The organism is Elusimicrobiota bacterium, assembly GCA_016182905.1.
Lineage (GTDB): Bacteria > Elusimicrobiota > Elusimicrobia > UBA1565 > UBA9628 > GWA2-66-18.
Genome location: JACPFR010000010.1, coordinates 1 through 23,846 on the forward strand (window position 1 = coordinate 1; position 23,846 = coordinate 23,846).

Sequence of the window (23,846 nt, forward strand, 5' to 3'; positions counted from 1 at the left end):
GCCGGTGATGGCCGTCAGGATGTTGTTGAAGTCGTGGGCCACGCCGCCGGACAGCCGGCCCAGGGCCTCCATCTTCTGCGACTGCAGGAGCTTCGCCTGGCTCTCGCGAAGGGCCGCCTCGGCCTTGAGCCGCTCCTCCCGTTCGCGCCGCTCCCGCAGCGCCCGGTTCAGCACGAGCTCGAGGCGCTCGAGATGGTTCTTCATGACGCAATCCGTGGCGCCGCTCTTGAGCGTCTCGACTGCGAGCTCCTCTCCGATCGTCCCGGAGACCAGGATGAACGGGATGTCCGGCGTCTTTTCCCGGACGAGAGCCAGGGCGGCGGGCCCGTTGAAGCCGATCAAGGTGTAATCCGAGAGGACGAGATGGGGGGAATAGGCGTCGAGCGCCTTGACGAACTCCTCCCGCGTCCGGCTCCAGCGCACGTCGGCTCCCAGGGCGGTCTCGGCGAGCGCGTGCCGGATCAGCTCGGCGTCGTCCGGGTCGTCCTCCAACAGAAGAATCCGCAGGCGTTCCTGGGCGGCCGTGGCCTTCGGAGCCGGTTGGCGGATCCTCATGCCTCATTATGGCGGCTCGCGCGGGGGCGGTCCATCGTGAACGGTTCAAAAAATTATGACAATTACATCGCGCCGAAGAATAAATTAAGCGTTCTCTAAACGGGCATGCGGGACGGAGCGGCTATCCTCTTCGGGAAAGTCCGAGGAGGATGATGAAGATAGAGCAAGGCCGGTGGAGCGCGAGCGGCGGGTGGGTCATCGGGGCGCGGGATACGGCGTTGGACGCCGATATCGTCTTCGTCTTCGGCGCGACCGCCGCGATCGCCGACCGCGGCAGGATCGCCGAGCTGCGCGCCATGCATCCCCGGGCGCACCTGCTGGGGTGCTCGACCGCCGGCGAGATCAACGGCACGGGCGTCAGCGACGGCGAGATCGCGTTCACGGCCGTCCGTTTCGACGGCACCCGCGTCCAAGGACACGTCATCCGGCTCTCCGAGGCCGGCGACAGCCGGGAGGCCGGACGCCGCTTGGCGCTCGCCCTCGAGCCGGAGGGCCTGGTGCACGCCTTCGTGCTCAGCGACGGGCTGAAGACCAACGGCAGCGAGCTCGCGCGGGGTCTCTCCTCGGTGCTGCCGGCCGGCGTCAGCGTCACCGGAGGACTCTCGGGCGATATCGCGCAGATGAAGGACACCCGGGTCCTCTGGAACGGAGGGCAGCCGGAGAAGGGGGCGGTGGCCATCCTCGGCCTGTACGGGGCGGGGCTGCGCGTGGGCTTCGGCTCCGTCGGAGGCTGGGATCCTTTCGGGCCCGAGCGCCTCGTCACCGAGTCGAAGGGGAACGTCCTCTACCGTCTCAACGGAGGATCGGCCTTGGACCTTTATAAGAAGTACCTGGGAAGGCACGCCCTGGGGCTGCCGGCCGCGGCCCTCCTGTTCCCTCTCGCGCTCCGGACGCGGGACGGGGACGCGAGCGTCGTGCGGACCGTCCTGTCGATCGACGAGTCCGAGCAGAGCATGATCTTCGGCGGCGACATCCCCCAAGGCGCGTACGCGCGCCTGATGAAGGCCAACGTCGACCGCCTCATCGACGGCGCCGTCGACGCCGCGCGCGCGAGCGTGCGGGCCCCGTTCTCCGCCGATCCCGACTTGGCCATCCTCATCAGCTGCGTCGGACGCAAGATGATCCTGGGCCAGCGCGTCGAGGAGGAGGTCGAGGGCGTGCGGGGCATACTCGGTCCTCGCGCCGCGTTGACGGGCTTTTATTCCTACGGGGAATTGGCCCCGTTCTCCTCGGGAGGCCGCTGCGAGCTGCACAACCAGACCATGACGGTCACCACCTTCAAGGAATCCTGAGATGGAGAACCTGCACAGCTTGTTGAGCCGCCAGCTCAAGAAGCACTACCGCGCCCTTCCCACGGACGAGTTCCTGCTCGCGGTCGACGCGGCCTACCGGCAGGCGGACGAGGAGCGGGCCTTGCTGGAGCGCTCCCTCGAGCTGACTTCTCAGGAGATGCTGCGCGACCTCGACGAGCTGCGGCGGGCGAAGGAGGCCCTTTGGGAGAGCCAATCCTTCCTCGAGAAGGCTCAGGAGGCGGCCAACATCGGCAGTTGGGCGGTCGGATTCGACGGCGGCCGCGTGAAATTGTCGAAGGAGTGCTTCCGGATACTCGGACTGGACGCGGGAGCGGAGCCGACCTTCGAGAGATTCGCCGATATGGTCCATCCGGACGACCGCGCGCCGTATCTCCGCGCGCGCGAGTCGGCGATCCGCGGCGTGAGCGCCTACGAGATCGAGTACCGGATCGTGCGTCCCGACGGCTCCGTCCGCCGGGTCCGCTCCAGGGCGGACGTGGTCCGCGACAAGGCCGGCGCGGCAATCAAACTCATCGGCATCCTCCAGGACGTCACCGAGCGCCATGAGCTCGAGGAGCGGCTGCGCCAATCGCAGAAGATGGAGGCCGTGGGACGGCTCGCGGGAGGCATCGCCCACGATTTCAACAACATCCTCACCGCGATGAAGGGCTACTGCTCTTTCCTCAAAGGGGCGGTCCCGAAGGACGGCGTGTTGTTCCGGGACGTGGAGGAGATCGAGAAATCGGCGGATCGCGCCGCGACGCTGACGCACCAGCTCCTCGCCTTCAGCCGCAAGCAGGTGCTCAAGCCCGAGGTCGTCGACGTCAATCACGTGATCGGGGGGCTGGAGGGCATGATGCGCTGCCTCATCCGCGAGGACATCGACGTGGTCACGCGCCTGAAGCCCGGCGTGGGCCGGATCAAGGCGGACCCCGGCCAGATCGCCCAGGTCCTCATGAACTTGATCATCAACGCCCGGGACGCCATGCCCAACGGCGGCAGGCTCGTCATCGAGACGGACGACGTCGCGGCCGACGCCTCTCCTCTCGGCGTCCCGGCGGTCATGCTCGAGGTCACCGACGGAGGGTCCGGGATGGATCCGGAAGTCCTGGCGCACGCTTTCGAGCCGTTCTTCACGACCAAGGCGGTCGGGAAAGGGACCGGCCTGGGCCTCGCCACGGTCTACGGCATCGTCAGCCAGAGCGGCGGGCACATCGCGGTCGCAAGCTCGCCCGGCCGCGGGACGAGGTTCACCATCCAGTTCCCCGCGTTCGCGCCCGGCGGCATGCCCGACGCGCCGGACGTCCCCGCCGTCTCGGAGGGGGGGAAGGCGTCGGAGACGGTATTGGTCGTCGAGGATGAGGACGGCGTCCGGAAGATGATCTGCCGCAGCCTGCTCGATCAGGGCTACCGCGTCGAGGCCGCGGCGGACGGCGAGGAGGCGCTGCGCCTGCTGGAGGCTCGCTCGGGGCCGATCGACCTCGTCCTCACCGACATCATCATGCCCGGGATGAACGGCCGCGCGCTAGCCGAGCGCATCGCCGCGCGCGCTCCCGAGACGCGCATCCTCTACATGTCGGGCTATCCCGACGACGTGATCGCCCGGCACGGCGTGCTCGAGCCCGGTACTCCCTTTCTCCAGAAGCCGTTCACGCCGCGCCTCCTCGTCGAGACGCTTCGCGAGGTCCTGAGGCGGGTCGCCGCCTGAAGACGCGAAGCCCCCGAGCGCAAGCCCGGGGGCTGGTCCCGACATTTCTGGTCTCGGGTTCGTTGGAGTCAGCTTAACGCCGGCGCCGGGAAAAAACCATGTCGGACGCGTCACGCCTCGGATAACAAAGATTGACGCGCCGTCCACTGCATCCGGACGCGGAGGGGGCTACACTGTGGGTATGATCCCTCTCACCCGAAAGACTTTGGACATCGCGGACCTGGACCTGGCCGGAGGCGTGACGCGCCGGCCGGACGAGGCGTTCGACAAGGAACTGACCGACTCGTTCAACGAGGTTCAGCCGGAGGACTTCCGCGGGAACTCGCGCTCGTCCGTGGAGGCGGGCATGGTCGACCCCGACATGGACGACACGATCGGCGGAGAGTAGCCGCTCCACGGGGCGTGGTCGAGAGAATAGACGTCGCCAGCATCGGGGCCGGGACCGCCGGGCTTTCCGCGCTGCGCGAGGTCCGCAAGGAGACGAACGCCTTCATCGTCGCCGAGGACGGCCCGCTCGGCACGACGTGCGCGCGCGTGGGCTGCATGCCCTCGAAGGCCTTGATCCAGGCCGCCAACGACGTCCACGGCGGGAAAAAAGCCCGCGGCGGCATCCCGGCGACGCTCGCCTCCGTCCGCGCGCCTGGTGCGGGGACGCGCCCGCTTCATCGGCCCGGGCGCGCTGCGCGTCGGGAACCGGGAGTTCCTCGCCAAGCGCGTGATCCTGGCGACGGGCTCCCGCCCCGTGGTGCCGAAGGAGTTCCTCGCCCTAGGAGACCGCGTCGTCACGACCGACGCCCTCTTCGAGCTCGAGGACCTTCCGGAGCGGATCGGGGTCGTCGGCCTCGGGCCCGTGGGGCTGGAGATCGGGCAGGCGCTGTCCCGGCTGGGCTGCGACGTCGCGGCCTTCGACCGCTCCCGGAACCTGGGCGCGCTCACCGATCCCGCCGTCAACGCCTGCGCCGTCCGCGTCTTCTCGCGGGAATTCCCCTTGCGTCTCGGCCGCGGCGCGGTCGAGGTCCGGTCCGGCGGGCGCGCGTACGCTCGCGACCTGATCCTGGCGAGCCTGGGCCGGCGTCCGAACCTGGAGGCCCTCGGCCTCGAAGCGCTCGGCGTCGCGCTCGACGAGGACGGCCTTCCCGAGTTCGACGCCGGGACGATGCGGGTGCGGGGCTTCCCTATCTATCTCGCGGGCGACGCCAGCGTCCGGCGCCCGGTCCTGCACGAGGCCGCCGACGACGGCCGCATCGCCGGCTACAACAGCGTCCATCGCCGGACCCGCTGCTTCGTCCGCCGCGCGCCCCTCTCCCTCACGTTCACCGACCCCGGCCTGGCGCAGGTCGGAGCGGCCTGGTCCGCGCTCGAGCGGGGGGCCTTCGTCGCCGGAGAGGCGAGCTTCGAACGTCAAGGACGCGCCCTGATCATGGGCGCCAACCGGGGCCTGCTGCACGTCTACGCCGGCAAGGCCGACGGCCTGTTCCTCGGCGCGGAGATGATCGGCCCCGCCGCGGAGCACCTCGGGCACCTGATGGCCTGGGCGCTGCAGGCGCGCCTGACGGTCTTCGAGATGCTGGAGATGCCGTTCTACCATCCCGTCGTCGAGGAGAGCCTGCGGGACGCGCTGCGCGACGCGGCGCGCAAGACGAGGTCCGGGCCCCGGAAGCTCGAGCTCTCGTTTTGCGACTAGCACACAATAACCTCACGCCGGCGCCATTGCGCCGGCCGCCGCGGACGGGCTAAGATGCCGTCATGAACGAACTCCTGACGAAGAAGTGCGTCCCCTGCGAAGGCGGGGCCAAGCCCATGCCGGTGAAGGAAGCCAAGAGGCTCCTGTCGAAGATCCCGGGCTGGAAGCTGTCCGGGGGCAAGGCCTTGCGCCTGGAGCTCTCGATGCTGGACTTCCCCGCCGCGATCGAGTTCATCCACGACGTCGCGCAGGAGGCGGAGTCCGAGGGGCATCATCCCGACCTGCACCTGACCGGCTACCGGAACCTCGTCGTCGAGCTCTCGACGCACGCGATCGGCGGGCTGTCTATGAACGATTTCATCCTCGCGGCGAAGATCGACGCCCTGCCGCGCAAGCTCAAACAGGAGAAATGACATGAAACGGAACGCTTCCGCGGTCTGGGTGGGAGGACTCAAGGACGGCAAGGGACTGATCTCGACGGAGAGCGGCGCGCTCGTCAACCGTCCCTACGGCTTCGCGACGCGCTTCGGCGAGGAGAAGGGCACGAACCCGGAGGAGCTCATCGCGGCCGCGCACGCGGGCTGCTTCTCGATGGCGCTGTCGGGCAAGCTCGCCGAGGCGGGCCTCACGGCGGAGAGCATCTCCACCCAGGCCGCGGTCACCCTCGAGAAGCTCGAGGCGGGGTTCACCGTCACGGCGATCCACCTGACGGTGGCGGCCCGGGTCCCCGGCGCCGCCGCCGACGCGTTCTCGGCGGCGGCGGAGAAGGCGAAGACCGGCTGCCCGATCTCGCGCCTGCTCGGCGCCGCGGCCAAGATCACGATGAGCGCGTCTCTCGTCTAGACCGGCGCGTCAGCTCAGGAACGCTTCGTGACTTCGATCAGGTGAAAGCCGAACTGGGTCTTGACCGGCCCCTGCACCGCGCCGACCGGGGCGCTGAAGACCACCGTGTCGAACTCGGGGACCATCTGGCCGGGGCCGAACTCGCCGAGGTTGCCGCCCTCTCGGCCGGAGGGGCACTTGGAGTGCTTCTTGGCGAGGTCGGCGAAGCTGGCTCCGCCCTCGATGTCCTTCTTGAGCTTGGCGCACTCCGCTTCCGTCGGGACGAGGATGTGACGCGCTTGGGCTTTGGCCATGGGATTCTCCTGTTTGCGGCGTCCTTGATTCTACAAGAAAACGTCTTCGCCCGGCGACCCGGCGGAAGCGGCGCTTTGCTAGCATAGGCCGATGGCACCCGACGACCTTCTGACGGCCATGCGCCTCGCGATCGCCGTGCTGGTGGGCGCGCTCGTGGGGCTGCAGCGGGAGCAGTCCCAGTCTCGCCTCGGCGGCGTGCGGACCTTCCCGCTCGTGGCCCTGCTGGGAGCCTTCGCCGGGTTCGCTCCGGGCTCCTGGGCCGTCGGGGCCGGGCTGCTGGGGCTGGCGGCCGTCACCGTCGCCGCGAGCCTGGCCTCGAAGAGGGAGGCCGGGGGCATCACCACCGAGGTCGCCCTGCTGGCCACCTTCCTGATCGGCGCCTACGCGGCGGAAGGCTCCCTGGCCGTCGCCGGCGCGGCGGGCGCCGCGGTGGCCGTCCTGCTGCAGTTCAAGCCCGAGCTGCACGGGGCCGTGGACAAGCTCGGCGAGGAGGACATGCGCGCGATCATGCGCTTCGCGGTCGTCGCGATGATCATCCTGCCCATCCTTCCGGACCAGGCGTACGGGCCGAGCGGGACGCTCAATCCTCGCGAGAGCTGGCTCATGGTCGTCCTCGTGGTGGGCCTGAGCCTGGCGGGCTACATCGCCTACAAGTTCATGGGCAAGCGCGGCGGCATGCTCGCCGCGGGCCTGCTCGGCGGCCTCATCTCCAGCACCGCGACGGCCTTCGGCTACTCCCGCCAGGCGGCCGCCCAGCCCCGGACGGAGGCGCTCGCCGGGGGCGTGGTAGCGCTCGCCTGCGCGGTCGTGTTCGCGCGCATCATGATCGAGATCGGCGTCGCGGCGCCGCGCGTGCTCCTGCGCGGGGCGCTGCCTCTGTCGCTGGCGGCCGCGGCGGCGGCGCTGTTCGCCGGGGCGGTCTTGCTCCGCTCGTCCGGCGAGCCCGGAGGGGTCGAGCCGCGCAACCCGGGCGGGATGCTCGCCGCCGTCGGCTTCGGCGCGGGCTACGCGCTGGTGGGGCTGCTCATGGCCCTCGGTCACGACCGCTTCGCGGGCTCGGAGTGGCTCGTGGCCGCGCTCTCGGGCCTCTCCGACGTCGACGCGGCGACCTTGTCCGCCGCCCGCCTCGCGCGCTCCGGCGCGATCGAGGCGGACACGGCCTGGAGGCTGGCGCTCGTCGCGGCGTCCTCGAACACCCTGTTCAAGGCGGGGCTGGTGACGGTCGTCTCGCGCCGCGCCCTGGGGCTGCGCCTGGGCCTGCCGCTCCTCGGGCTATGCGCCGTCACGGCGGCGCTCGCGGTGTATTGGCCCTAGCTAGCGGGCGCGCGCGACGAGGTTCTCGGGCGCATGCGCCGCCGCGCGCACGCGCAGCATCGTGAGGCGCTCCACCGCCTCGGGCGTCGCCTCGACGGCCTCGGTCTCGAGGTTCACCTCGAAGGCGTAGGCCGGGACGCCGGCCGGCTCGCGGAAGATCACGAGGTAGGAGCCGCCTTCCGTCTTCTCGGCGCTCCAGGCCCGCGGGTACGCGGGGTTGCGGACCGTCCCGGCGAGGCGTTCGAGCACCGTCGCCTCGTCGCCCGCCAGCCGGCTGTCCTGGACGAGCGCGACGGCCTCCAGGCCGTCGGGGTCGGGGGGGACGGCCCGCGCCGCGGCCTTCGGGGGGGCGAAGCGCACCTCTTCGACCAGCCCGGCGCAGCCCAGGAACGCGGCGAGCAGCGCGCCGACCGACAGCGCGGCGGCCATGTGCCAGCGGTAGCCTTCATCGAGCCAGGGAGCTTCGCCGTGGGGCATGGTCCTAGTGTAGCCCCGCGGCCGGGGGACGGCCACGAAACATATGGTAAATTCGGACGGATCAGGGCATACTCTGATCCGAGCCCATGGAGAAGCCGAAAAAACCGGCCGACGAAGCCCGGCGCCTCGAGGCGCTGCGCGGGCTGAAGATCCTCGACACGGCCCCCGAGGAGCGCTTCGACCGGCTCACGCGCCTGGCGCAGAGCCTCCTGGGCGCGCCCACGGCTTTCGTCAGCCTCGTCGACGCCGAGCGCGTGTGGTTCAAGTCCCGCCAGGGGCTCGACGCGAGGGAGACTCCGCGCGACCTCTCCTTCTGCGGCCACGCCCTTCTCGGCCCGGAGCCGTTCGTCGTCCTTGACGCGGCGAAGGACCCGCGCTTCGCCGATAACCCGCTGGTCGTCTCCGCGCCGAACATCCGCTTCTACGCCGGCGCGCCCCTGCGGCTGTCGAGCGGCGAGACGATGGGCGCGCTGGGCGTCGTCGACCGCATCCCGCGCGCGCTCGACCCTCGCCGCATCCAGCTCCTGCGCGACCTGGCCGTGCTGGCGGCGCGCGAGCTCGAGGGAGCGACGCTCGACGTCGCGCTGTCCTCGGTCCGGGAGCAGGAGGCGAAGTTCCAGGCTCTTTTCGACGAGACGACGGACCTGATCATGACCCTCGACGCCGACGGCCGCCTGGTCGACGCGAACAAGGCGCTGCTGGCGGCCCTGGGGCGCCGCCTCCCGGACGCGGCCAAGACGGCCGTCTCGGACCTGCTGGCGCCGGAGTCCCGCGAGCAGGGCGCCGCGGCCCTGTCGCGCGCGCTCAAGGGGGAGGAGCGGGGCGACATCGACCTGGTGTTCCTGACGGGATCCGGGGAGCGCGTGCTCGCGCGCGGGCGCGCCTCGCCGCGCCGCGAGGGCGATCACGGCGGGCGCGCGCGGGTCGTCCTGCGCGACGTCACCGCCCGGACGCGCACGGACCGGCGCCTGGCCGCCGGGTTCGCGGCGACCAAGGCGCTCGCGGAGGCGGCGAACTGGCGCGCGGGGCTCGAGGGGGTCCTGCGCGGCGTCGGCGCGGCGATGGGCTGGTCCGCCGCGGGCGCCTGGGAGGTCGATCACGCCGCCGGCGAGCTCTACTGCGCCGACTTCTGGAGCGCCGGCGGCAAGAGCACCCTCTTCACCCGCCAGTCCCGCGAGCTCCGCCTCAAGAGCGGCGCGGGGCTGCCGGGCCGGGCCTGGCGCGACGCCAAGCCGGTCTGGATCCCCGACGTGCTGGCCGATCCCGACTTCCCCCGGGCGGAGGCGGCCGCGGCCGACGGCGTCAGGGCCGCCCTGGCCTTCCCCGTGACGCTCGACGGCAAGGTCGAGGGCGTCCTGGAGTTCTTCGACCCGGTCTCCGCCAAGCCCGACGCCGAGCTCCTGGACCTGTTCGTCTCCATCGGCAGCCAGCTCGGGGGCTTCCTCCGACGCCGCCGGGCCGACTCGGCCCTGCAGCGCTCGGCCAAGGAGACGCTCGACCTCAAGACCGCGCTCGATTCCTCCGCGATCGTGGCCGCGACCGACGCCGCCGGCCGCATCACCCGGGTCAACGACCTCCTCACCCGCGTCTCCGGCTACTCGCGCGAGGAGCTGATCGGCGTCACGCACAAGATCCTGTCCTCGGGGAAGCACCCGGACGCGTTCTTCAAGCAGCTCTGGCAGACCATCGCGTCGGGCCGGACCTGGCGCGGGGAGATCTGCAACCTCGCCCGGAGCGGGGCGGCGTACTGGGTCGACACGACCATCACCCCGTTCATGGGCGAGGACGGAAAGCCGGTCCAATACGTCGCGATCAGCCACGACATCACCGAGCGCAAGCTGTCCGAGGCGCGCGCGGCGGAGGCGGGCGCGCGCCTGCAGGCCGTCCTCGACGGCGCCTCCCAGGTCGCGATCATCGCCGCCGATCCCGCCGGCCTCGTCACGGTGTTCAGCAAGGGCGCCGAGAACCTCCTCGGCTACGCCGCGGCGGATATTCTGGGCAAGCCGCCCTCGCTCCTCTTCCCGGAAGGCCAGGACTTCGACTCCCTGGTCGAGCCCGCCCGCCTCGGCGGCTCCGACTCGAGGGAGTGCTCCCTCCTGCGCAAGGACCGGTCCGCCCTGCCCGTCCGCCTGACCGCGACCGCGCTGCGCGGCGCGAAGGGCGGGATCGACGGCTTCCTCGTCCTCGCCGTGGACAACACCCAGTCCCAGCTGGCCCGCGCGGAGGTCTCCAAGGCTCGCGACACCGTCCTCGACCTGGCCAACGCCAAGTCCCTGTTCCTCTCGAGCATCGGCCGCGAGGTGCGCGCGCCGGTGAACGCGGTCCTCGGCATGGCCGGCCGGCTCCTGGAGGCGAGCCTGGCTCCCCCGGAGCGCGAGCTCGCCGAAGGCATCCGCGACGCCGGCGGAGCCCTGCTGGCGACCCTCGGGGACATCCTGGATTTCTCTCAGCTCGAGGCGGGCGCAATGCCCCTCGAGGAGGAGGAGTTCGATCCCCGGCTCATCGTCGAGGACGTCGCCCTGCTGTTCGCCGCGCAGGCGCGGGAGAAGGGCCTCGAGCTCCTGGTGTTCGTGGACGAGGCCGTGCCGCGGCGCCTGCGCGGAGATTCGGGCCGCCTCCGCCAGATCCTCGCCGGCTTCGCCGGCAACGCGGTCAAGTTCACCGAGTCGGGCGAGGTCGTCCTCGGCGCGCGCCGGGTCGCGGAGGAGGGAGGCGGGGTCCGCCTGCGTTTCGAGGTCCAGGACACCGGCCCCGGCATCGAGCCCGCCGCGCAGGCCAAGCTGTTCGCCGCGTTCAGCCGGGCCGAAGCGCCCGCCGGGCGCCGGCACGGCGGCGCCGGGCTCGAGCTGGCGATCGCGAGGAAGCTCGCCGAGATGATGAAGGGCTCGGTCGGGGTCGTCAGCGCCCCCGGCAAGGGCTCGAACTTCTGGTTCGAGGCCGTCCTGCCGAAGGGCGACGCCGCCGCGCCGGCGGAGGTCCCGGAGCTGGCGGGGGTGCGGGTGCTCATCGTCGACGGCGGAGAGACCAGCCGGCGCGTCACGGCGCACCTGGCGGCCTCCTGGCGCATGCGTCCCGACGCCGTCTCCGACGGGGCGGCCGCGCTCGCGGCGCTGCGCTCCGCCGAGGCGCGGGGCGACCCGTACATCCTCGCGCTCATCGACCGGCGGCTGTCCGGCCAGGACGGCGAGCAGCTGGCTCAGGAGATCAAGGGCGACCCGGCCCTGGTCGCCGTGCGGATGATCCTGCTCGGCCCCGGCGAGCCGTCCTCCCTGGGCTTGGACGGGGCGGTGCCCAAGCCGGTGTTCAAGGCGGCGCTCCTGGACGCCGTCCGCGGCGCCCTCGGCGTCAAGCCTTCCGCGGAGGAGCTCGCCCGGCGCGCGCTCAAGGTCGAGCCCCTCGCCTCCTGGAAGAGCCTGCGCATCCTCGTCGCCGAGGACAACCCCGTCAACCGGAAGGTGACCCTCCTCCAGCTCCGGTCCATGGGCTGCGCGGCCGACGCCGCGGCCGATGGGCGCGAGGCGGCCGCGGCCGCCGCCGCGACCCATTACGACCTGGTGCTGATGGACTGCCGGATGCCGGAGATGGACGGCTTCGAGGCGACGGCCGCCATCCGCGCCCGGCCGGGCGTGGAGGGCCGCAGGACCGCGATCATCGCCATGACCGCCGACGCCCTCGGCGGAGACCGCGAGCGCTGCCTGGCCGCGGGGATGGACGACTGCGTGGGCAAGCCCGTCCTCGCCGACGACCTGGCCGCGGCGCTCGGCCGCTGGTTCGGCTCGGTCGACCCGGCCGCGCTCAAGGGCCTCCTCGCCCTGGGCGACGAGACGGCGGTCCGGGACATCATCGAGGGCTTCGCCAAGGACGCGCAGACGCGCCTCGACGGCCTGCGCGCCGCCGCGGCGGGCGGCGACGCGTCCGCGCTCGAGCCGTTGGCCGCGGCGCTCAAGGGGGGAGCCGGGACGATCGGCGCGAAGGGCGTCGCGCGCCTGGCCGCGCGGCTCGAGGCGCTGGGGCGGGACAAGCGGCTCGAGGAGGCGGCCGGGCTCGTCGAGTCCCTGGCGAGCGAGCTCGCCGAGGCCGTCAAGCTCCTGCGCGCGGGGGCCCTGAGGAAGGGCTAGCGCGGAATTGTTAACATCACGGGCATGATCATCCCGGTCTTCTTCGTCGCGCATTGGTTCTCGGCGCTGTTCTCCCAGACCTTCTTCGTCCACCGCTACGGCGCGCACCGCATGTTCGTGATGAGCCGCGGGTGGGAGAACTTCTTCCACCTCTTCGCCTACCTCTCCCAGGGCTTCTCCTGCCTGAACCCGCGCGCCTACGCGCTGCTGCACCGGATGCATCACGCCTACAGCGACACGGCCAAGGACCCGCATTCCCCGGCGTTCTTCCCGAACGCCGCGGCGATGATGCTGGCGACCTTCCACCGCTTCAGCGCCATCGGGCACGGGCGCGAGGCCGTCGAGCGGCGCTTCGAGGGCGGCTATCCCAGCTGGCCCCTGCTCGAGAAGATAGGCGACCATTGGCTCTCGATGTCCTTCTGGGCGGTCTTCTACGCCGGCGTCTATTACTTCTTCGCCACGGCCTGGTGGATGTGGCTGCTGCTCCCCGCGCATTACCTGATGGGGCCGATCCACGGCGCGATCGTGAACTGGTGCGGCCACCGCTACGGCTACCGCAACTTCGACACGAACGACCGGTCGCGCAACACCCTCGTCTTCGACTTCCTCGCGATGGGCGAGCTGTTCCAGAACAACCACCATCGCCAGTGCACGCGCGCCAACTTCGCCGTGCGCTGGTTCGAGTTCGACCCGTGCTGGGCGATCATCCGCGCGCTGGCGGCCGTCGGCGCGGTGCGCCTGCTCCGCCCTCTCGAGGTGGACGACCGCCTGCCCGCGGCCGAGCAGCCGTGGGGCGTCCCCGTCTAGGCCTTTAGGCCCATAAGGGCCCGCGCCCTAGGGCCCTGACGGCCTGGGCCTGACGGGGCTATTCTTGGAGCATGGCGAGATCCGGACGACGCAAAGCCTCGATGCTCAGGCTCCTGATCTCGTTGGCGGTCTTCGCGTCGGGCGCGCTCCCTCCGTCCGCCGCCGCCCAGGTCGCCCTCGTCGCGGTCCGGCCCCCGCTCCCGCCCGCCGCCCTGCCGCCGCTGGCCCAGCTCGAGGCGTTCGGCCGCGAGCTCCAGCGGCATCTCGAGGGCCGCGCTCCGGCCCGCCTCGACGCCGTCGCCGAGGGCCTGCGGAAGATCGAGGGCCGCCTCGCCGCCGGCGCCGTGGAGGAGCCCGGCCGGGTCCGCGCCGAGATCGACCGCGTCCGCGTCCTCCTCGGCCGCGTCTTGGGCCGGCCGCAAGCCTCCGGCCCCGCAGCCGTCCGCGCGAGCGCGCCGCGCGACGCGGCCGTTCTGCGCGGCTTCGCCGCCGTCCCGAACGCCTCGGCTCGTTTCTTCGACGGCTCCCGCGACGCGGGCGCCTCCGCCGTCCTCGCCGCGCCGTCCTACGCGGCGTCCGTCGCCCCGAAGGCGGCCGGCCGCCCGCGCCTGCCCTCCGGCTACGGCTCCGACCTGCACATCTTCGTGCCCGCGCCCTACGCCGGCGCCGCGGCCGCCATCGCGCCCCGCGCGGAGGAGCCCAAGACCTCTGTCGTCCTCCTCTCCAAGCGCCTCGCCCGCGTCGCCGACGCCTCGGGCAAGGTCGTCGGCTACGAGACGGCCGTGGCCGACCTCCTCCGCGTCCCCGACGCCGGGGCCCGAACCGCGCTCGCCCGCGACATCGCCCGCGAGCTCCTGGCCGCCCTGCGCAAGCCCGACGTGGACGGCGCCTCCTCCCGCCAGCTCGGCGCCTTCCTGCGCGACATCGCCGAGTACCGCCCGGAGAACGCGGTCGGCGTCCGCCTCAGCGCCGACGGCGCCAACCACTTCCGCCTCATCTTCGAGCGGGCCGACAAGAGCCGCCGCGTCCTCCTGGGCCAGTTCCTGCCCGGCGCCTCCCGCGACGGCAAGCCCGCGCGCATGTCCTTCATCGTCATGGGCGCCATCGAGGTCGACGCCGCCGGGACGCCGGCGCAGAAGAACCCCGGCTACTGGCGCGAGTACGCCGACGACGGCCGGCGGCTCGAGTGGAGCACGTCCGTCGAGTCCTCGGAGAAGGGCTGGGGCCCATGGAAGCACGCGGACGAGCTCTCGTCCTCCTGGCTGACGGAGAGCGCCTGGGGCGAGGGCGGCTGGACCGTCGAAGGGAAGGAGAAGATCAAGACCGCCCGGACCAAAGAAGGCGCGTCCTGGTTCGGCCGGACCGGCGAGAGGATCATGAAGGCCCCGGTCGTCGGCCCGACGCTCAAGTTCTGCGACCAGGTCGCGGCCAGCCTCTACACCGGCCTCGTCGGCGCGCCCCAGATCCTCCTCGCCGACCTCGCCAAGTCCGACATGTACAGCCTCGAGGCGGGCGGCTCCTACGCGAAGAACCCGCTCGTGAACCTGGCCGCCGACGACCGGCGCCACCTCGACCGGCTGACGCCCGGCGCGCGCCGGACCTTGTGCGGGAAGGTGGATTCGGAGCGCCGCCGCGCCCTCGACGCGAGCCTCGTCCCGCTCGCGCCGGAGCTGCGCTGGCAGGCGCTCTCCGCGCCGGTGAGCGCCAAGGAGGCGGTCTCCACCCTGCGCGATAACTACGGCGCGAGCACCTACGGCAAGCGCATGCTCGCGGCCTCCACCGACCTCGACGGCTGGCGCTCGGCGGGGATGAAGGCCGGCGGCGTCGCCGCCGGGGTCTTCGAGAACGTGGCCGAGGGCGTGATGAGCCCGGTCCTGTGGGTCACGCTCGGCGCCGGCGAGGCCGTGACGGCGCTCAAGGGCGCCGAGGCCGTCGCCTCCGGCGCGATCGGCGCCAAGGCGGCGCTCACCGCCGTGCGCGCCGTCCACGTCGGGGCGACCGCCGCGTGGTGGACGCCGTGGCTGCTCAGCGGCACCGACAACCTGGGCCGCCTGGTCCAGCTCACCTCGGAGGGGAAGTTCGACAAGGAGTACTACGACAAGCTCGGCGCCGCCGGCGCCGACTTCCTCTACATGTTCGTGATCCCGTAAACGGACGGATCAACCACCAAGACACAAAGACACGAAGAACGGATATAGAGTCAACGGATCCATCGGCCTTGCCGTTAACTCTCTTTCCGTTCTTCGTGTCTTTGTGACTTTGTGGTTCAGCCGTTTGTTCTTACTTCGTCGGGCCGTAGCCGTAGGTCGCGAACTTCTCGCGCACGCGCGCGATCTCCGGGTCGGAGAGCAGCCGAGGCTGGCCCATCTGCACCGCGCGCCAGTACATCATGGCCAAGGTCTCCGCCTCGACGGTCAGCGCCAGCGCGCGCGCGATGTCCGGCCCGAGCACGACCAGGCCGTGGCTGCCCATCAAAGCGGCGTTGCGGCCCTCGAGCGCCTTGAGCAGGTGGTTGGACAGCTCCTGGGTGCCGTAGGTGGCGTACTCCGAGCAGCGGATGTTCCCGCCGCCGAACAGGGCGATCATGTAGTGGAACGCGGGGATCTCCCGCCGCAAGCAAGCGAGGGTGGTGGAATAGCCGCTGTGGGTGTGGACGACCGCGCCGACCTCGGGACGGGAGCGGTAGATGTCGAGGTGGAAGCGCCACTCGCTCGAGGGCTCGCGGCGGCCGGCGTGCGAGCCGTCGAGGCGCATCAGCACCATGTCCTCGGGCTTCATCACGTCGTAGGGCATCGCGGTCGGCGTGATGAGGAAGGCGTCCGAGCCGGGCCCCAGGCGGGCGCTGACGTTCCCCGAGGATCCCTGGTTGAGCCCGCGCCGTTCCAGGTCGCGGCAGGTCTCGATGATCTTGCGTCCGAGGGCGAGTTCCGGCTCCGTGAGGTCGATGCTCAGATTGTAGCTTGCCGGTCAGGCGAGCGGCAAGGTGAAGCGGAACCCTAGGCGCTCGGCGACTCGGGGGTCAGCTCGCCGGTGAGCACCGGCAAGGTCATCTTCAGGAACACGGTGTAGAGCAGCATCCCGAACGCCCAGATGCCGGCGCAGATCAGCCACTCGTTGAGGGTGGGGAAATACTCGACCATCTCCCCCAGGGGGCTGGGGACGAAGGCGGGGATGATCAGGCCCATGCCCTTCTCGATCCAGATGCCGACGATGGCCAGCACGCAGGCGAGGTCGAGGTACTTGAGGCTGCGCGAGAGCGGGAGCACGAGCAGGACGAGGGCGATGAGGTCGAGCGCCATCGCCGTCCAGATCCAGGGCACCAGGCCGTGGTGGCCGTGCAGGCCGAAGAACAGGTACTTGGCCGAGGCCACGTGGGCCGAGTCGGTGTAGAACTCCTTGCACAGCTCGCAGATCAGCAGGAGGACGTTGATGATCATCGAGACCTGCACGATGCCGCGCAGCATCATCAGCGCCTTGTCGTCGATCCGGTATTTGGACACCCGGCGGATGACCTGCAAGGTCAGGATCAGGAAGCCGGGGCCGGCGGTGAAGGCCGAGGCCAGGAAGCGCGGGGCGATGATGGCCGAGTTCCAGTACGGCCGCCCGCCCAGGCCCACGTACAGGAACGCGGTGACGGTGTGGATGCTGAAGGCCCAGACGATGGCGGTGAAGACGAAGGGGATGTACCACAGCGGCGCCGGCTTGCGCTTGCAGTAGACCATGTAGACGAGGTAGCCGCATATGTGAGCATTCAGGGCCAGGTAAATGTTGAGCACGATGACGTCCCAGCTCAGCATCGACATCGGCCAGTTGAACTTGCCGATGCCCGGGACCATGTGCCAGAAGCGGTCGGGACGGCCGAGGTCCACGGTCACGAAGAGCAGGCACATGATGATGACGGCCACGGCCAGCAGCTCCCCGAGGATCACGACGTCGTGAAGCGTTTCGTCTTTATAGATGTACACCGGCACGACGAGCATCACCGCCGCCGCCGCCATGCCCACGAGGAAGGTGAAGTTGGCGATGTACAGGCCCCAGGAGACCTGGTCGCTCATGCCCGTGATGGTCAGCCCGGCGACGAACTGCTTGCAGTAGGCGTTGAGCCCCAGCAGGGCGACGCCGGTCAGCGCCGTCATCCAAACGAAGTAGCGCCAATCCCCTCGGATGGTCTGCGCCGCGCAGCGCCGCACGAACACGAAGTACTCCTTTAGGGCTATGGGCATATTAAATATCGAAATAGTAGTAGAAGCGCGGCAAGGTGCCGACCTCTTCCTTGAGCACGTAGACCCTCTTGGTCTGGAGGATGTTGGAAATCTCGCTCTGCGGGTCGAGCAGGTTGCCGAACTTGCGCGAGCCGGTGGGGCACACCTCGACGCAGGCCGGGTACTTGCCGTTGCGCGTGCGGTGCAGGCAGAAGTGGCACTTCTCGACGACGCCCTTGGGGCGCGGCCGGTTGGAGAGCAGGCCCATCTCCGGGTTGAGCTCGTCCTGGGGGATGTTCGGCTCCTGCCAGTTGAAGCGGCGGGCGCCGTAGGGGCACGCCGCGATGCAGTAGCGGCAGCCGATGCACCAGTTGTAGTCGATGACGACGACGCCGTCGGGCTCCTGCCAGGTCGCCTTGACCGGGCAGGCCTTCACGCACGGGGCCTTGCGGCACTGATGGCACTGGATCGGCATGTAATAGGAGTCCTTCTTGGGGACTTCCCCTTCATACTCGGTGTTCGAGGTCTCCACGTCGATCGAGCCCTTTTTCATCTCGAGCACCCGGATGTACTGGATCTCGGGGTTGCGCGACTGGTTGTTCTCGTCGACGCAGGCGAACACGCACTTGCGGCAGCCGACGCAGCGCCCGATGTTGAGCGCGTAGCCGAACTCGACGCCGCCGAGGGGAGGGGGATCGGTGAGGTTGGGCTTCACGCCGTACTTCTTCTCCACCTGCGCGGAGATGCGGGCGATGATGGCCGCCTTGTCGGCGGGGGTGAGCTCGGTGTAGTGCTTGCGCAGGAACTCCTCGAGCGAGGGCAGGTCGGCGATATCCTTCATCGGCGCCAGCGCGGCCGCCGTGGCCGTCACCGCCGCGGCCGCGGCCGCGGCCAGGAACGCGCGGCGGGAGATCTCGCTCCCGCCCTCCTCCGGCTTCCGCTCTTCGGACATCACTCGTGCCCTCCGTGTACGGCGCCTGCGCCGGGGCGGGCGCTCTTGCGCGTGCGGGGGTTGACGTGCGGGGCGGGCGCGGCCTTCAGGGGCTTGAAGACGGGCCAGTGCGGGTTGTGACAGGCGATGCACACCGTCTGCTTGGGGCCGCCCTTGGCGACGTCCCAGTGGCCGGTGCGGCGGCCGTGGGCGCCGCTGTTCCAGTCCCGGAACTGCGTGCCGTGGCACTTGGCGCACAGCAGCTGGACGTCGACGAGCTTGATCGGGCTGCCGTCGAAGTCGGAGAAGTCGGCGGGCTGCCTGCGGTTGTGGCAGTTGAAGCAGTGCTGGTTTCGGCCGTGCTTGATCTCGATCTTCTCGTGGAAGACGCCCTTCTCCTTCGGGTCGCCCTGCAGCGGCTCGGTCCCCTCGTGGCAGGACGAGCACGGCGCGCCGTCGAAGGTCATCTCCTTGCGCACCTTGCGCACGGTCGCGGTGTCGGCGTACTCGGGGGACAGCTTCGGGATCTCGTCGTTCGGGGGGGCGCCGCCGAGCAGGTTCATCGCGAAGACGGCGGCGAGGAGCAGGAACCCGCCGACGCAGACGCCGGCCGCCCATAGCGGGATCTTCGGGGAGGCGTCAGCGCCCATCGCCTTTCACCGATTGCTCCTTGTGCGCCTCGAGATAGAGGTTCTTGAGCTCCGCCAGGAGCTCCGCGGAGCGCGGCTTGAGCCTCCTGAAGTCGAACTCGTGCCAGAAGTACATGGTCTCGGTGTAGGCTTTGTCCACCTTCGCCATCGCCTCGGGCTTCTTCACCGACTTGTAGTAGAAGCGCAGGCCCTTGCGGTAGCCGTTGGCGTGGTTGAGATGCTCGAGGATCTCCTGCGCCTGGGCGATGACCTCGGGGTGGTTCTTGGTCTTGGCGTTGTGGCAGTTGGAGCAGGCGCGCTGGATGATCGTCGTCGAGTAGACCTTCGAGTTGAGCGCCCCGTGGCAGGTGATGCAGTTCGGGCCGCGCCCGGTGCTCTTGAGCTGCTCGAAGTGGCGGCTCTTGGCGAAGCGGTCGAGGACCGGCTGGTGGCAGCCGCCGCAGGTCTTGGGGATGTTCTTGTAATGGAACGGGCTGGCGGGGTCGCTCTGGGGGACCATGCCGGCGTGGGCCTCTTCCTTCACGGCCTTGGCGGGGTCGCCGTTATGGCAGGCCGTGCAGGACAGCCCGGCCAGGTCGTGGGCGGAGCCTTTCCATTCCTGATAATAGTCGTAGATCTTCTTGTTCTGGACGCGGAACTTCTCGTCTTTGTGGCACTCGACGCAGGATTCGGGGGGCGCGGCCGGAGCTGCCGCGGCGGCGATGCGCGGAACCACGCACAGGACGGCGAGGAGCCCGAGGAGCGGAATGCCGCGGTTTCTTATCCGGAATATGTCCATGATTGGAAGCCCTCCACAGCCCGCATGCAACGCTACGACCGTCCCGGGTGCGCGGATCCGCGCGCGGGCCGTTTTGTTGCTTAAGTGACCGAACGAGCGAGAAATATTATGATACCCACGATAAAAGGCGCGCCGGAGAAGCAGGAAAGGAGCAAGGACATGGCGAAGACCGCGATTCTGAAGCTGGACGGGAAGGAGATCGAGCTGCCCATCGTCGAGGGCAGCGAGGGCGAGCGCGCCATCGACATCTCCGAGCTCCGCGCCAAGACGGGACACATCACCTTCGACAACGGCTACATGAACACCGGCTCCTGCCTGAGCGCGATCACCTTCCTCGACGGCGAGAAGGGCGTCCTGCGCTACCGCGGCATCCCCATCGAGCAGCTCGCCGAGCACTCGACCTTCGTCGAGACCAGCTACCTCCTCATCTACGGCCGCCTGCCCAACAAGAAGGAGCTCGAGGCGTTCACCACGAACATCACGCGCCACACGATGCTCCACGAGGACATGAAGCACTTCTACGAGGGCTTCCCGCGCGACGCGCATCCGATGGCGACCTTGGCCTCGGCCGTCAGCACGCTCTCGACCTTCTACCAGAACGCCCCGGGCAAGGCCTCGGGCGGCAAGGACCTGGACCTCTCGATCTACCGCCTGCTGGGCAAGCTGCCCACCATCGCGACGTACTCGCACAAGAAGTCCATCGGCCACCCCTTCATCTACCCCGAGAACAAGCTCAGCTACTCGGAGAACTTCCTCAAGATGATGTTCGCCGTCCCGGCCGAGGACTACGAGGTGGACCCCGACGTGGCCAAGGCGCTCGACCTGCTCCTCATCCTGCACGCCGACCACGAGCAGAACTGCTCCGCCTCGACGGTGCGCATGGTCGGCTCCAGCCGCGCCAGCCTCTTCGCCTCCGTCTCCGCCGGCATCTCCGCGCTGTGGGGCCCGCTGCACGGCGGCGCCAACCAGGAGGTCATCGAGATGCTGCAGTCGATCAGGGAGAGCGGCATCAACCCGAAGGACTACCTCGACAAGGTCAAGGTCAAGGACAGCGGCGCGCGCCTGATGGGCTTCGGCCACCGCGTCTACAAGAACTTCGACCCGCGCGCCAAGATCATAAAGAAAGCCTGCGACACGGTCTTGAACAAGCTCGGCATAAACGACCCCCTGCTCGACATCGCCAAGCAGCGGCATCATATACAGGGCTATTGGAATCCCGACGAACATGTTCACCGTCATGTTCGCCATCGGCCGCCTGCCCGGCTGGATCGCGCAGTGGAAGGAGATGAACGAGTCGGCGAGCTTCAAGATCTGCCGCCCGCGCCAGATCTACACCGGCCCGAAGGAGACGAACTACACGACCGTCGGCCGCCGGAAGTAGCCCCGGGGCTCGGCGCCGCGCGCCGTCTCAGGGGGCGGCGATCTCGCGCACGCTCATCTTCTTGTAGATCAGGCCGTTGGGGCCGACGTAGTCGCTCCGCCAGTACACGGCGAGGTTGGGCTTGCCCGACTCCGAGCCCGGGCGCTCGTCGCCGGCGGTCAGGGGCAGCGCGGGGTCGATGCCGGGCGCGCAGGGCTTCCCGCGCGCGCCGAAGCTCTTTCCGTCGTCCACGAGCTCGTTGATCTTGGTCCAGGTGCCGCCGCCGGCCCCGTCGGTCGTGTCGAGGTAGTGCTCGAGCTTCACGCCGCCGCCGGGCAGGTCGTAGACCACGAACTTGTAGCCGATCCAGACGTTGCGCGGGAGCTTCGGCCAGACCTTCTTGTTCGCGGCCGGCGACGAATAGGGATGGACCGTCTCCTTCTCGAAGTCGACGTGCCCGTCGTAGCGCATCCGCGCGCCGATCCCTCGGCTGTCGCAGCGGGCGACGCGCTCCGAGGCGAACATGCCGTGCGCGCTGCGCGCGACGCCGACGATGCCGGCGTAGGGCGTGTCCTCGTCGTCGATCCGCATCGCGTACACCGTCATCTCCACGTTCCGCCAGCTCCGCTTCAGCTCGGGGTCGTGGATGTACATCCGGGGCACGGGCCCCGAGATCAGCAGCTGGCCCTTGCCGTCGACGCGGTAGGACGCCTCGCCGTGGTCGGCGTCGAACCAGGCGTCCTCGGGATCCACGCCGCGGAACGAGCGCGCGCTCCCGCCGTCCCACGCGGACGCCCAGTTCTTGCCGTCCGGGGCGGTCGGATAGAGCTGGACGACGCCGAAGCGGTCGGCGGCGACGGCCTGCATGGCGGCGGCCGCGAGGATCAGCGGCATGACGACGGAGATGGCGGATGCCTCACTCGCGGGGATTCTAGCTCCGGCGGAGCGCGGCGTCCATGACGGGAGGGTAAAGGTTATTTCGCGCCCCACGGCGGCGGCGGCGCGGCGACGGCCTTCGTCAGGTCGAAGTCGACGCGGAACTCCCGGCCCGGCCTCTCGAGGCCGTAGCGGAAGGTCTTGCCCGGCGTCAGCCCGACGACCCAGACGTTGGCCGCCGACCGGGGGATGCCCCCGGCGACGAACATCGCGCGGGAGGCCTCGTCGGCCAGGAAGGACTGCCTCTCCGGCGCGCCCGCGCCGGCGGAGTCCCCGCCGTACATCGTCATCTTGTCGTCGGAGCCGTCCTCGTGGCGGTGGTCGTGCTTCATCCTCAGGCCCGCTGCGGTGCGCGTGAACACCCAGGTGCGCGAGCGGTCCTCGCCGACGTGGAAGGGCACGCGGATCTCGCCGGCGGAGCATTCCCGCACGTGCATCACCAGCGTCTTGCCGTCGAACGGGTCGGGGCCGGCGCCGCCGCCGGCGTTGGCGGCGATGCGTCCCTCGTAGGCCCGGCCGCACAGCGCGGAGAGATTGTTCCAAAACGCGTCCCGCGCGGCGGCGCCCTCCGGCGCCTTCCTGTGCGGCCACGAGCACGCGGCCAGCGCGAGGGCGACGAGCGTCAGAAGGGGTCTCATGCCCCTATGGTGTCATCTTTGCCCCGGTGTTGTAAAATCACGCATGGTCCGCCTCGCCTCCTCGGCTCACGGTCAGGGCGTCTTCGCCGAGCGTCCCTACGCCGCCGGCGAGGTCATCCTCGTCTTCACGGGCGAGGCGATGACGACGGCCGAGGCCGACCGCCGCGGGGTGCGGCATCACTGCCTGGACATCGGGCCGGGACGCCAGCTCTACGCCGATCCTCCCGCGCGCTTCCTCAACCACTCCTGCGATCCCAACGCGGGCCTGATCGACGCCGTTACGCTCGCCGCGATCCATCCCATCGCGGCGGGGGAGGAGATATCCTTCGACTACTCCACCTGCGTGCCGGACTCGTCCTGGAGCCTCGAGTGCCGCTGCGGGGCCCCGTCGTGCCGCGGCCTCGTCGCCGGCTGGCCCGCCCTCGACGCGAATACGAGGCGCCGCCTCCTCGCCCTCAAGATCGTGCCCGCCTGGCTCCGGGGACCCGCCGTCCCATAATAGTCCAGAAAACGTGGCGCCGTCGCGATGGCTCCGGGCCCGTCCCCGGGTTAGAATGCGCTCATGAGGACGACAGGGCTGCTCGTTTTGATGCTATTCACGGCCGGCGCGCGGGCCGAGGAGCCCGTGCCCGCCGCGAAGCGCCTGAGGCAGGCGTCGATCGGCTTCGGCCTGATCGAGCCGGTGAGCCGGATCCGGCTCGGCGTCCCCGGCGGGGGCTCCGCCGACAATGGCGATCTCGGCGTCCAGTTCGGCGCTCAATGCGTCCAGTTCCTCACGCCGCGCCTCGGCGCGGGCGTCGAGATCGACTATCTCAACCGGGGCGGGACTCTGTCGACGCGGCTGTACCCGTCGGCCGACGCCAGCGTCGCGGGCGACGCGTGGGTCATGCTCGGGGTGCTCCGCTACGCGCTCATGGACCGCGGCTCGGCGCGGCCTTTCGTCCTGCTCGGCGCCGGAGGGGCTTGGAACAAGACGACGGTCGACGTGAGGCCCTCGACCTGGCCCGACACGGCGACCCACGAGACGCGGCGGCTGATCGACGGCGGCGCCTGGGTCCCCGCGGCCTCGGCCCGGCTCGGCCTGGACATCGACACGGACGCCGCCTCGCCCGGGCTCGTCACCGTGGAGGCCGGCTGGATCGGCCTGGGATCGGCGAGCTACGCCGCGACTCCCCGGGGGGAGGCCCGCGGGGTCTCCGGCGCCACGGGTCCGCTCCACGTGCTGACCTTCACGGCGCGCTACGGCTGGAGGTTCTGAC

At 70.1% G+C, this 23,846-nt stretch carries 21 protein-coding genes and 2 pseudogenes; 13 read left to right on the forward strand and 10 right to left on the reverse strand.

The window, feature by feature from the left end:
* Positions 1-555: response regulator (locus HYV14_03930; protein MBI2385146.1), on the reverse strand; the 555-nt coding region annotated here is incomplete at its 3' end.
* Positions 556-707: 152 nt separating this feature from the next.
* On the opposite strand from HYV14_03930, the gene HYV14_03935 reads away from it, so the two are divergent.
* From HYV14_03935 to HYV14_03960, 6 genes and pseudogenes are all read left to right on the forward strand, one after another.
* Positions 708-1,847 (forward strand): FIST C-terminal domain-containing protein, encoded by a 1,140-nt coding sequence (locus HYV14_03935; protein MBI2385147.1) that lies wholly within the window; start codon positions 708-710, stop codon positions 1,845-1,847.
* Position 1,848: 1 nt separating this feature from the next.
* Positions 1,849-3,555 carry a response regulator gene (locus tag HYV14_03940; protein ID MBI2385148.1) on the forward strand — a complete coding sequence of 569 codons (1,707 nt, stop codon included), beginning with the start codon at positions 1,849-1,851 and terminating at the stop codon, positions 3,553-3,555.
* A 181-nt stretch (positions 3,556-3,736) separates the two neighbouring features.
* On the forward strand, positions 3,737-3,943 hold the full coding sequence (locus HYV14_03945; GenBank protein MBI2385149.1) for a hypothetical protein: 207 nt from the start codon (positions 3,737-3,739) through the stop codon (positions 3,941-3,943).
* Between the two features lie 14 nt (positions 3,944-3,957).
* A pseudogene (locus HYV14_03950) lies at positions 3,958-5,239 on the forward strand (dihydrolipoyl dehydrogenase).
* A 62-nt stretch (positions 5,240-5,301) separates the two neighbouring features.
* Positions 5,302-5,652 carry a 4a-hydroxytetrahydrobiopterin dehydratase gene (locus HYV14_03955; GenBank protein MBI2385150.1) on the forward strand — a complete coding sequence of 117 codons (351 nt, stop codon included), beginning with the start codon at positions 5,302-5,304 and terminating at the stop codon, positions 5,650-5,652.
* A gap of 1 nt (position 5,653) precedes the next feature.
* Positions 5,654-6,082 (forward strand): OsmC family protein, encoded by a 429-nt coding sequence (locus HYV14_03960; protein MBI2385151.1) that lies wholly within the window; start codon positions 5,654-5,656, stop codon positions 6,080-6,082.
* A 14-nt stretch (positions 6,083-6,096) separates the two neighbouring features.
* Here the strand turns inward: HYV14_03960 and HYV14_03965 are convergent, their stop codons facing one another.
* On the reverse strand, positions 6,097-6,375 hold the full coding sequence (locus HYV14_03965; protein MBI2385152.1) for a peptidylprolyl isomerase: 279 nt from the start codon (positions 6,373-6,375) through the stop codon (positions 6,097-6,099).
* 91 nt (positions 6,376-6,466) lie between these two features.
* Between HYV14_03965 and HYV14_03970 the strand changes: the two genes are divergently transcribed.
* The gene (locus tag HYV14_03970; protein MBI2385153.1) at positions 6,467-7,690 is read left to right on the forward strand and encodes an MgtC/SapB family protein; all 1,224 of its coding nucleotides are present in this window, start codon (positions 6,467-6,469) and stop codon (positions 7,688-7,690) included.
* Here the strand turns inward: HYV14_03970 and HYV14_03975 are convergent, their stop codons facing one another.
* A complete protein-coding gene (locus tag HYV14_03975; GenBank protein ID MBI2385154.1) occupies positions 7,691-8,167 on the reverse strand; it encodes a hypothetical protein in 477 nt (158 codons plus the stop codon).
* Positions 8,168-8,253: 86 nt separating this feature from the next.
* On the opposite strand from HYV14_03975, the gene HYV14_03980 reads away from it, so the two are divergent.
* The 3 genes from HYV14_03980 (at position 8,254) to HYV14_03990 (ending at position 15,242) form a co-directional block, all read left to right on the forward strand.
* Positions 8,254-12,285, forward strand: coding sequence for a PAS domain S-box protein (locus HYV14_03980; protein MBI2385155.1), 4,032 nt, complete (start codon positions 8,254-8,256; stop codon positions 12,283-12,285).
* A gap of 24 nt (positions 12,286-12,309) precedes the next feature.
* A complete protein-coding gene (locus HYV14_03985) occupies positions 12,310-13,092 on the forward strand; it encodes an acyl-CoA desaturase (GenBank protein ID MBI2385156.1) in 783 nt (260 codons plus the stop codon).
* 71 nt (positions 13,093-13,163) lie between these two features.
* Positions 13,164-15,242 carry a hypothetical protein gene (locus HYV14_03990; GenBank protein MBI2385157.1) on the forward strand — a complete coding sequence of 693 codons (2,079 nt, stop codon included), beginning with the start codon at positions 13,164-13,166 and terminating at the stop codon, positions 15,240-15,242.
* A gap of 130 nt (positions 15,243-15,372) precedes the next feature.
* Here the strand turns inward: HYV14_03990 and HYV14_03995 are convergent, their stop codons facing one another.
* The 5 genes from HYV14_03995 to HYV14_04015 are packed head-to-tail and all read right to left on the reverse strand — an operon-like array spanning position 15,373 to position 19,653.
* Positions 15,373-16,038, reverse strand: a complete 666-nt coding sequence (locus HYV14_03995; protein MBI2385158.1) for a class II aldolase/adducin family protein — start codon at positions 16,036-16,038, stop codon at positions 15,373-15,375.
* Positions 16,039-16,088: 50 nt separating this feature from the next.
* Positions 16,089-17,315 (reverse strand): polysulfide reductase NrfD, encoded by a 1,227-nt coding sequence (nrfD, locus tag HYV14_04000; GenBank protein MBI2385159.1) that lies wholly within the window; start codon positions 17,313-17,315, stop codon positions 16,089-16,091.
* 1 nt (position 17,316) lies between these two features.
* Complete coding sequence (locus HYV14_04005; protein ID MBI2385160.1) at positions 17,317-18,246, reverse strand: 4Fe-4S dicluster domain-containing protein; 930 nt, start codon at positions 18,244-18,246, stop codon at positions 17,317-17,319.
* Complete coding sequence (locus tag HYV14_04010) at positions 18,246-18,875, reverse strand: hypothetical protein (protein ID MBI2385161.1); 630 nt, start codon at positions 18,873-18,875, stop codon at positions 18,246-18,248. The genes HYV14_04005 and HYV14_04010 overlap by 1 nt, the downstream gene beginning before the upstream one ends.
* Positions 18,865-19,653 carry a hypothetical protein gene (locus tag HYV14_04015; GenBank protein MBI2385162.1) on the reverse strand — a complete coding sequence of 263 codons (789 nt, stop codon included), beginning with the start codon at positions 19,651-19,653 and terminating at the stop codon, positions 18,865-18,867. The genes HYV14_04010 and HYV14_04015 overlap by 11 nt, the downstream gene beginning before the upstream one ends.
* 159 nt (positions 19,654-19,812) lie before the next feature.
* Between HYV14_04015 and HYV14_04020 the strand changes: the two are divergent.
* Positions 19,813-21,034, forward strand: a pseudogene (locus HYV14_04020) (type II citrate synthase).
* A 27-nt stretch (positions 21,035-21,061) separates the two neighbouring features.
* On the opposite strand, the gene HYV14_04025 reads toward HYV14_04020, so the two are convergent.
* The gene (locus tag HYV14_04025; protein MBI2385163.1) at positions 21,062-21,880 is read right to left on the reverse strand and encodes a hypothetical protein; all 819 of its coding nucleotides are present in this window, start codon (positions 21,878-21,880) and stop codon (positions 21,062-21,064) included.
* Between the two features lie 107 nt (positions 21,881-21,987).
* Positions 21,988-22,587 carry a hypothetical protein gene (locus HYV14_04030; GenBank protein ID MBI2385164.1) on the reverse strand — a complete coding sequence of 200 codons (600 nt, stop codon included), beginning with the start codon at positions 22,585-22,587 and terminating at the stop codon, positions 21,988-21,990.
* Positions 22,588-22,630: 43 nt separating this feature from the next.
* Here HYV14_04030 and HYV14_04035 point away from each other — a divergent pair, with 43 nt between their 5' ends.
* The gene (locus HYV14_04035; GenBank protein MBI2385165.1) at positions 22,631-23,086 is read left to right on the forward strand and encodes an SET domain-containing protein-lysine N-methyltransferase; all 456 of its coding nucleotides are present in this window, start codon (positions 22,631-22,633) and stop codon (positions 23,084-23,086) included.
* 63 nt (positions 23,087-23,149) lie between these two features.
* Positions 23,150-23,845 (forward strand): hypothetical protein, encoded by a 696-nt coding sequence (locus HYV14_04040; protein MBI2385166.1) that lies wholly within the window; start codon positions 23,150-23,152, stop codon positions 23,843-23,845.
* Position 23,846 lies beyond the last annotated feature (1 nt).

Bases quoted from the DNA above. Each gene is read 5' to 3' on its own strand.
- HYV14_03935 (MBI2385147.1), top strand. From the start codon at position 708: ATGAAGATAGAGCAAGGCCGGTGGAGCGCGAGCGGCGGGTGGGTCATC.
- HYV14_03940 (MBI2385148.1), top strand. From the start codon at position 1,849: ATGGAGAACCTGCACAGCTTGTTGAGCCGCCAGCTCAAGAAGCACTAC.
- HYV14_03945 (MBI2385149.1), top strand. From the start codon at position 3,737: ATGATCCCTCTCACCCGAAAGACTTTGGACATCGCGGACCTGGACCTG.
- HYV14_03955 (MBI2385150.1), top strand. From the start codon at position 5,302: ATGAACGAACTCCTGACGAAGAAGTGCGTCCCCTGCGAAGGCGGGGCC.
- HYV14_03960 (MBI2385151.1), top strand. From the start codon at position 5,654: ATGAAACGGAACGCTTCCGCGGTCTGGGTGGGAGGACTCAAGGACGGC.
- HYV14_03965 (MBI2385152.1), bottom strand. From the start codon at position 6,375: ATGGCCAAAGCCCAAGCGCGTCACATCCTCGTCCCGACGGAAGCGGAG.
- HYV14_03970 (MBI2385153.1), top strand. From the start codon at position 6,467: ATGGCACCCGACGACCTTCTGACGGCCATGCGCCTCGCGATCGCCGTG.
- HYV14_03975 (MBI2385154.1), bottom strand. From the start codon at position 8,167: ATGCCCCACGGCGAAGCTCCCTGGCTCGATGAAGGCTACCGCTGGCAC.
- HYV14_03980 (MBI2385155.1), top strand. From the start codon at position 8,254: ATGGAGAAGCCGAAAAAACCGGCCGACGAAGCCCGGCGCCTCGAGGCG.
- HYV14_03985 (MBI2385156.1), top strand. From the start codon at position 12,310: ATGATCATCCCGGTCTTCTTCGTCGCGCATTGGTTCTCGGCGCTGTTC.
- HYV14_03990 (MBI2385157.1), top strand. From the start codon at position 13,164: ATGGCGAGATCCGGACGACGCAAAGCCTCGATGCTCAGGCTCCTGATC.
- nrfD (MBI2385159.1), bottom strand. From the start codon at position 17,315: ATGCCCATAGCCCTAAAGGAGTACTTCGTGTTCGTGCGGCGCTGCGCG.
- HYV14_04005 (MBI2385160.1), bottom strand. From the start codon at position 18,246: ATGTCCGAAGAGCGGAAGCCGGAGGAGGGCGGGAGCGAGATCTCCCGC.
- HYV14_04010 (MBI2385161.1), bottom strand. From the start codon at position 18,875: ATGGGCGCTGACGCCTCCCCGAAGATCCCGCTATGGGCGGCCGGCGTC.
- HYV14_04015 (MBI2385162.1), bottom strand. From the start codon at position 19,653: ATGGACATATTCCGGATAAGAAACCGCGGCATTCCGCTCCTCGGGCTC.
- HYV14_04025 (MBI2385163.1), bottom strand. From the start codon at position 21,880: ATGCAGGCCGTCGCCGCCGACCGCTTCGGCGTCGTCCAGCTCTATCCG.
- HYV14_04030 (MBI2385164.1), bottom strand. From the start codon at position 22,587: ATGAGACCCCTTCTGACGCTCGTCGCCCTCGCGCTGGCCGCGTGCTCG.
- HYV14_04035 (MBI2385165.1), top strand. From the start codon at position 22,631: ATGGTCCGCCTCGCCTCCTCGGCTCACGGTCAGGGCGTCTTCGCCGAG.
- HYV14_04040 (MBI2385166.1), top strand. From the start codon at position 23,150: ATGAGGACGACAGGGCTGCTCGTTTTGATGCTATTCACGGCCGGCGCG.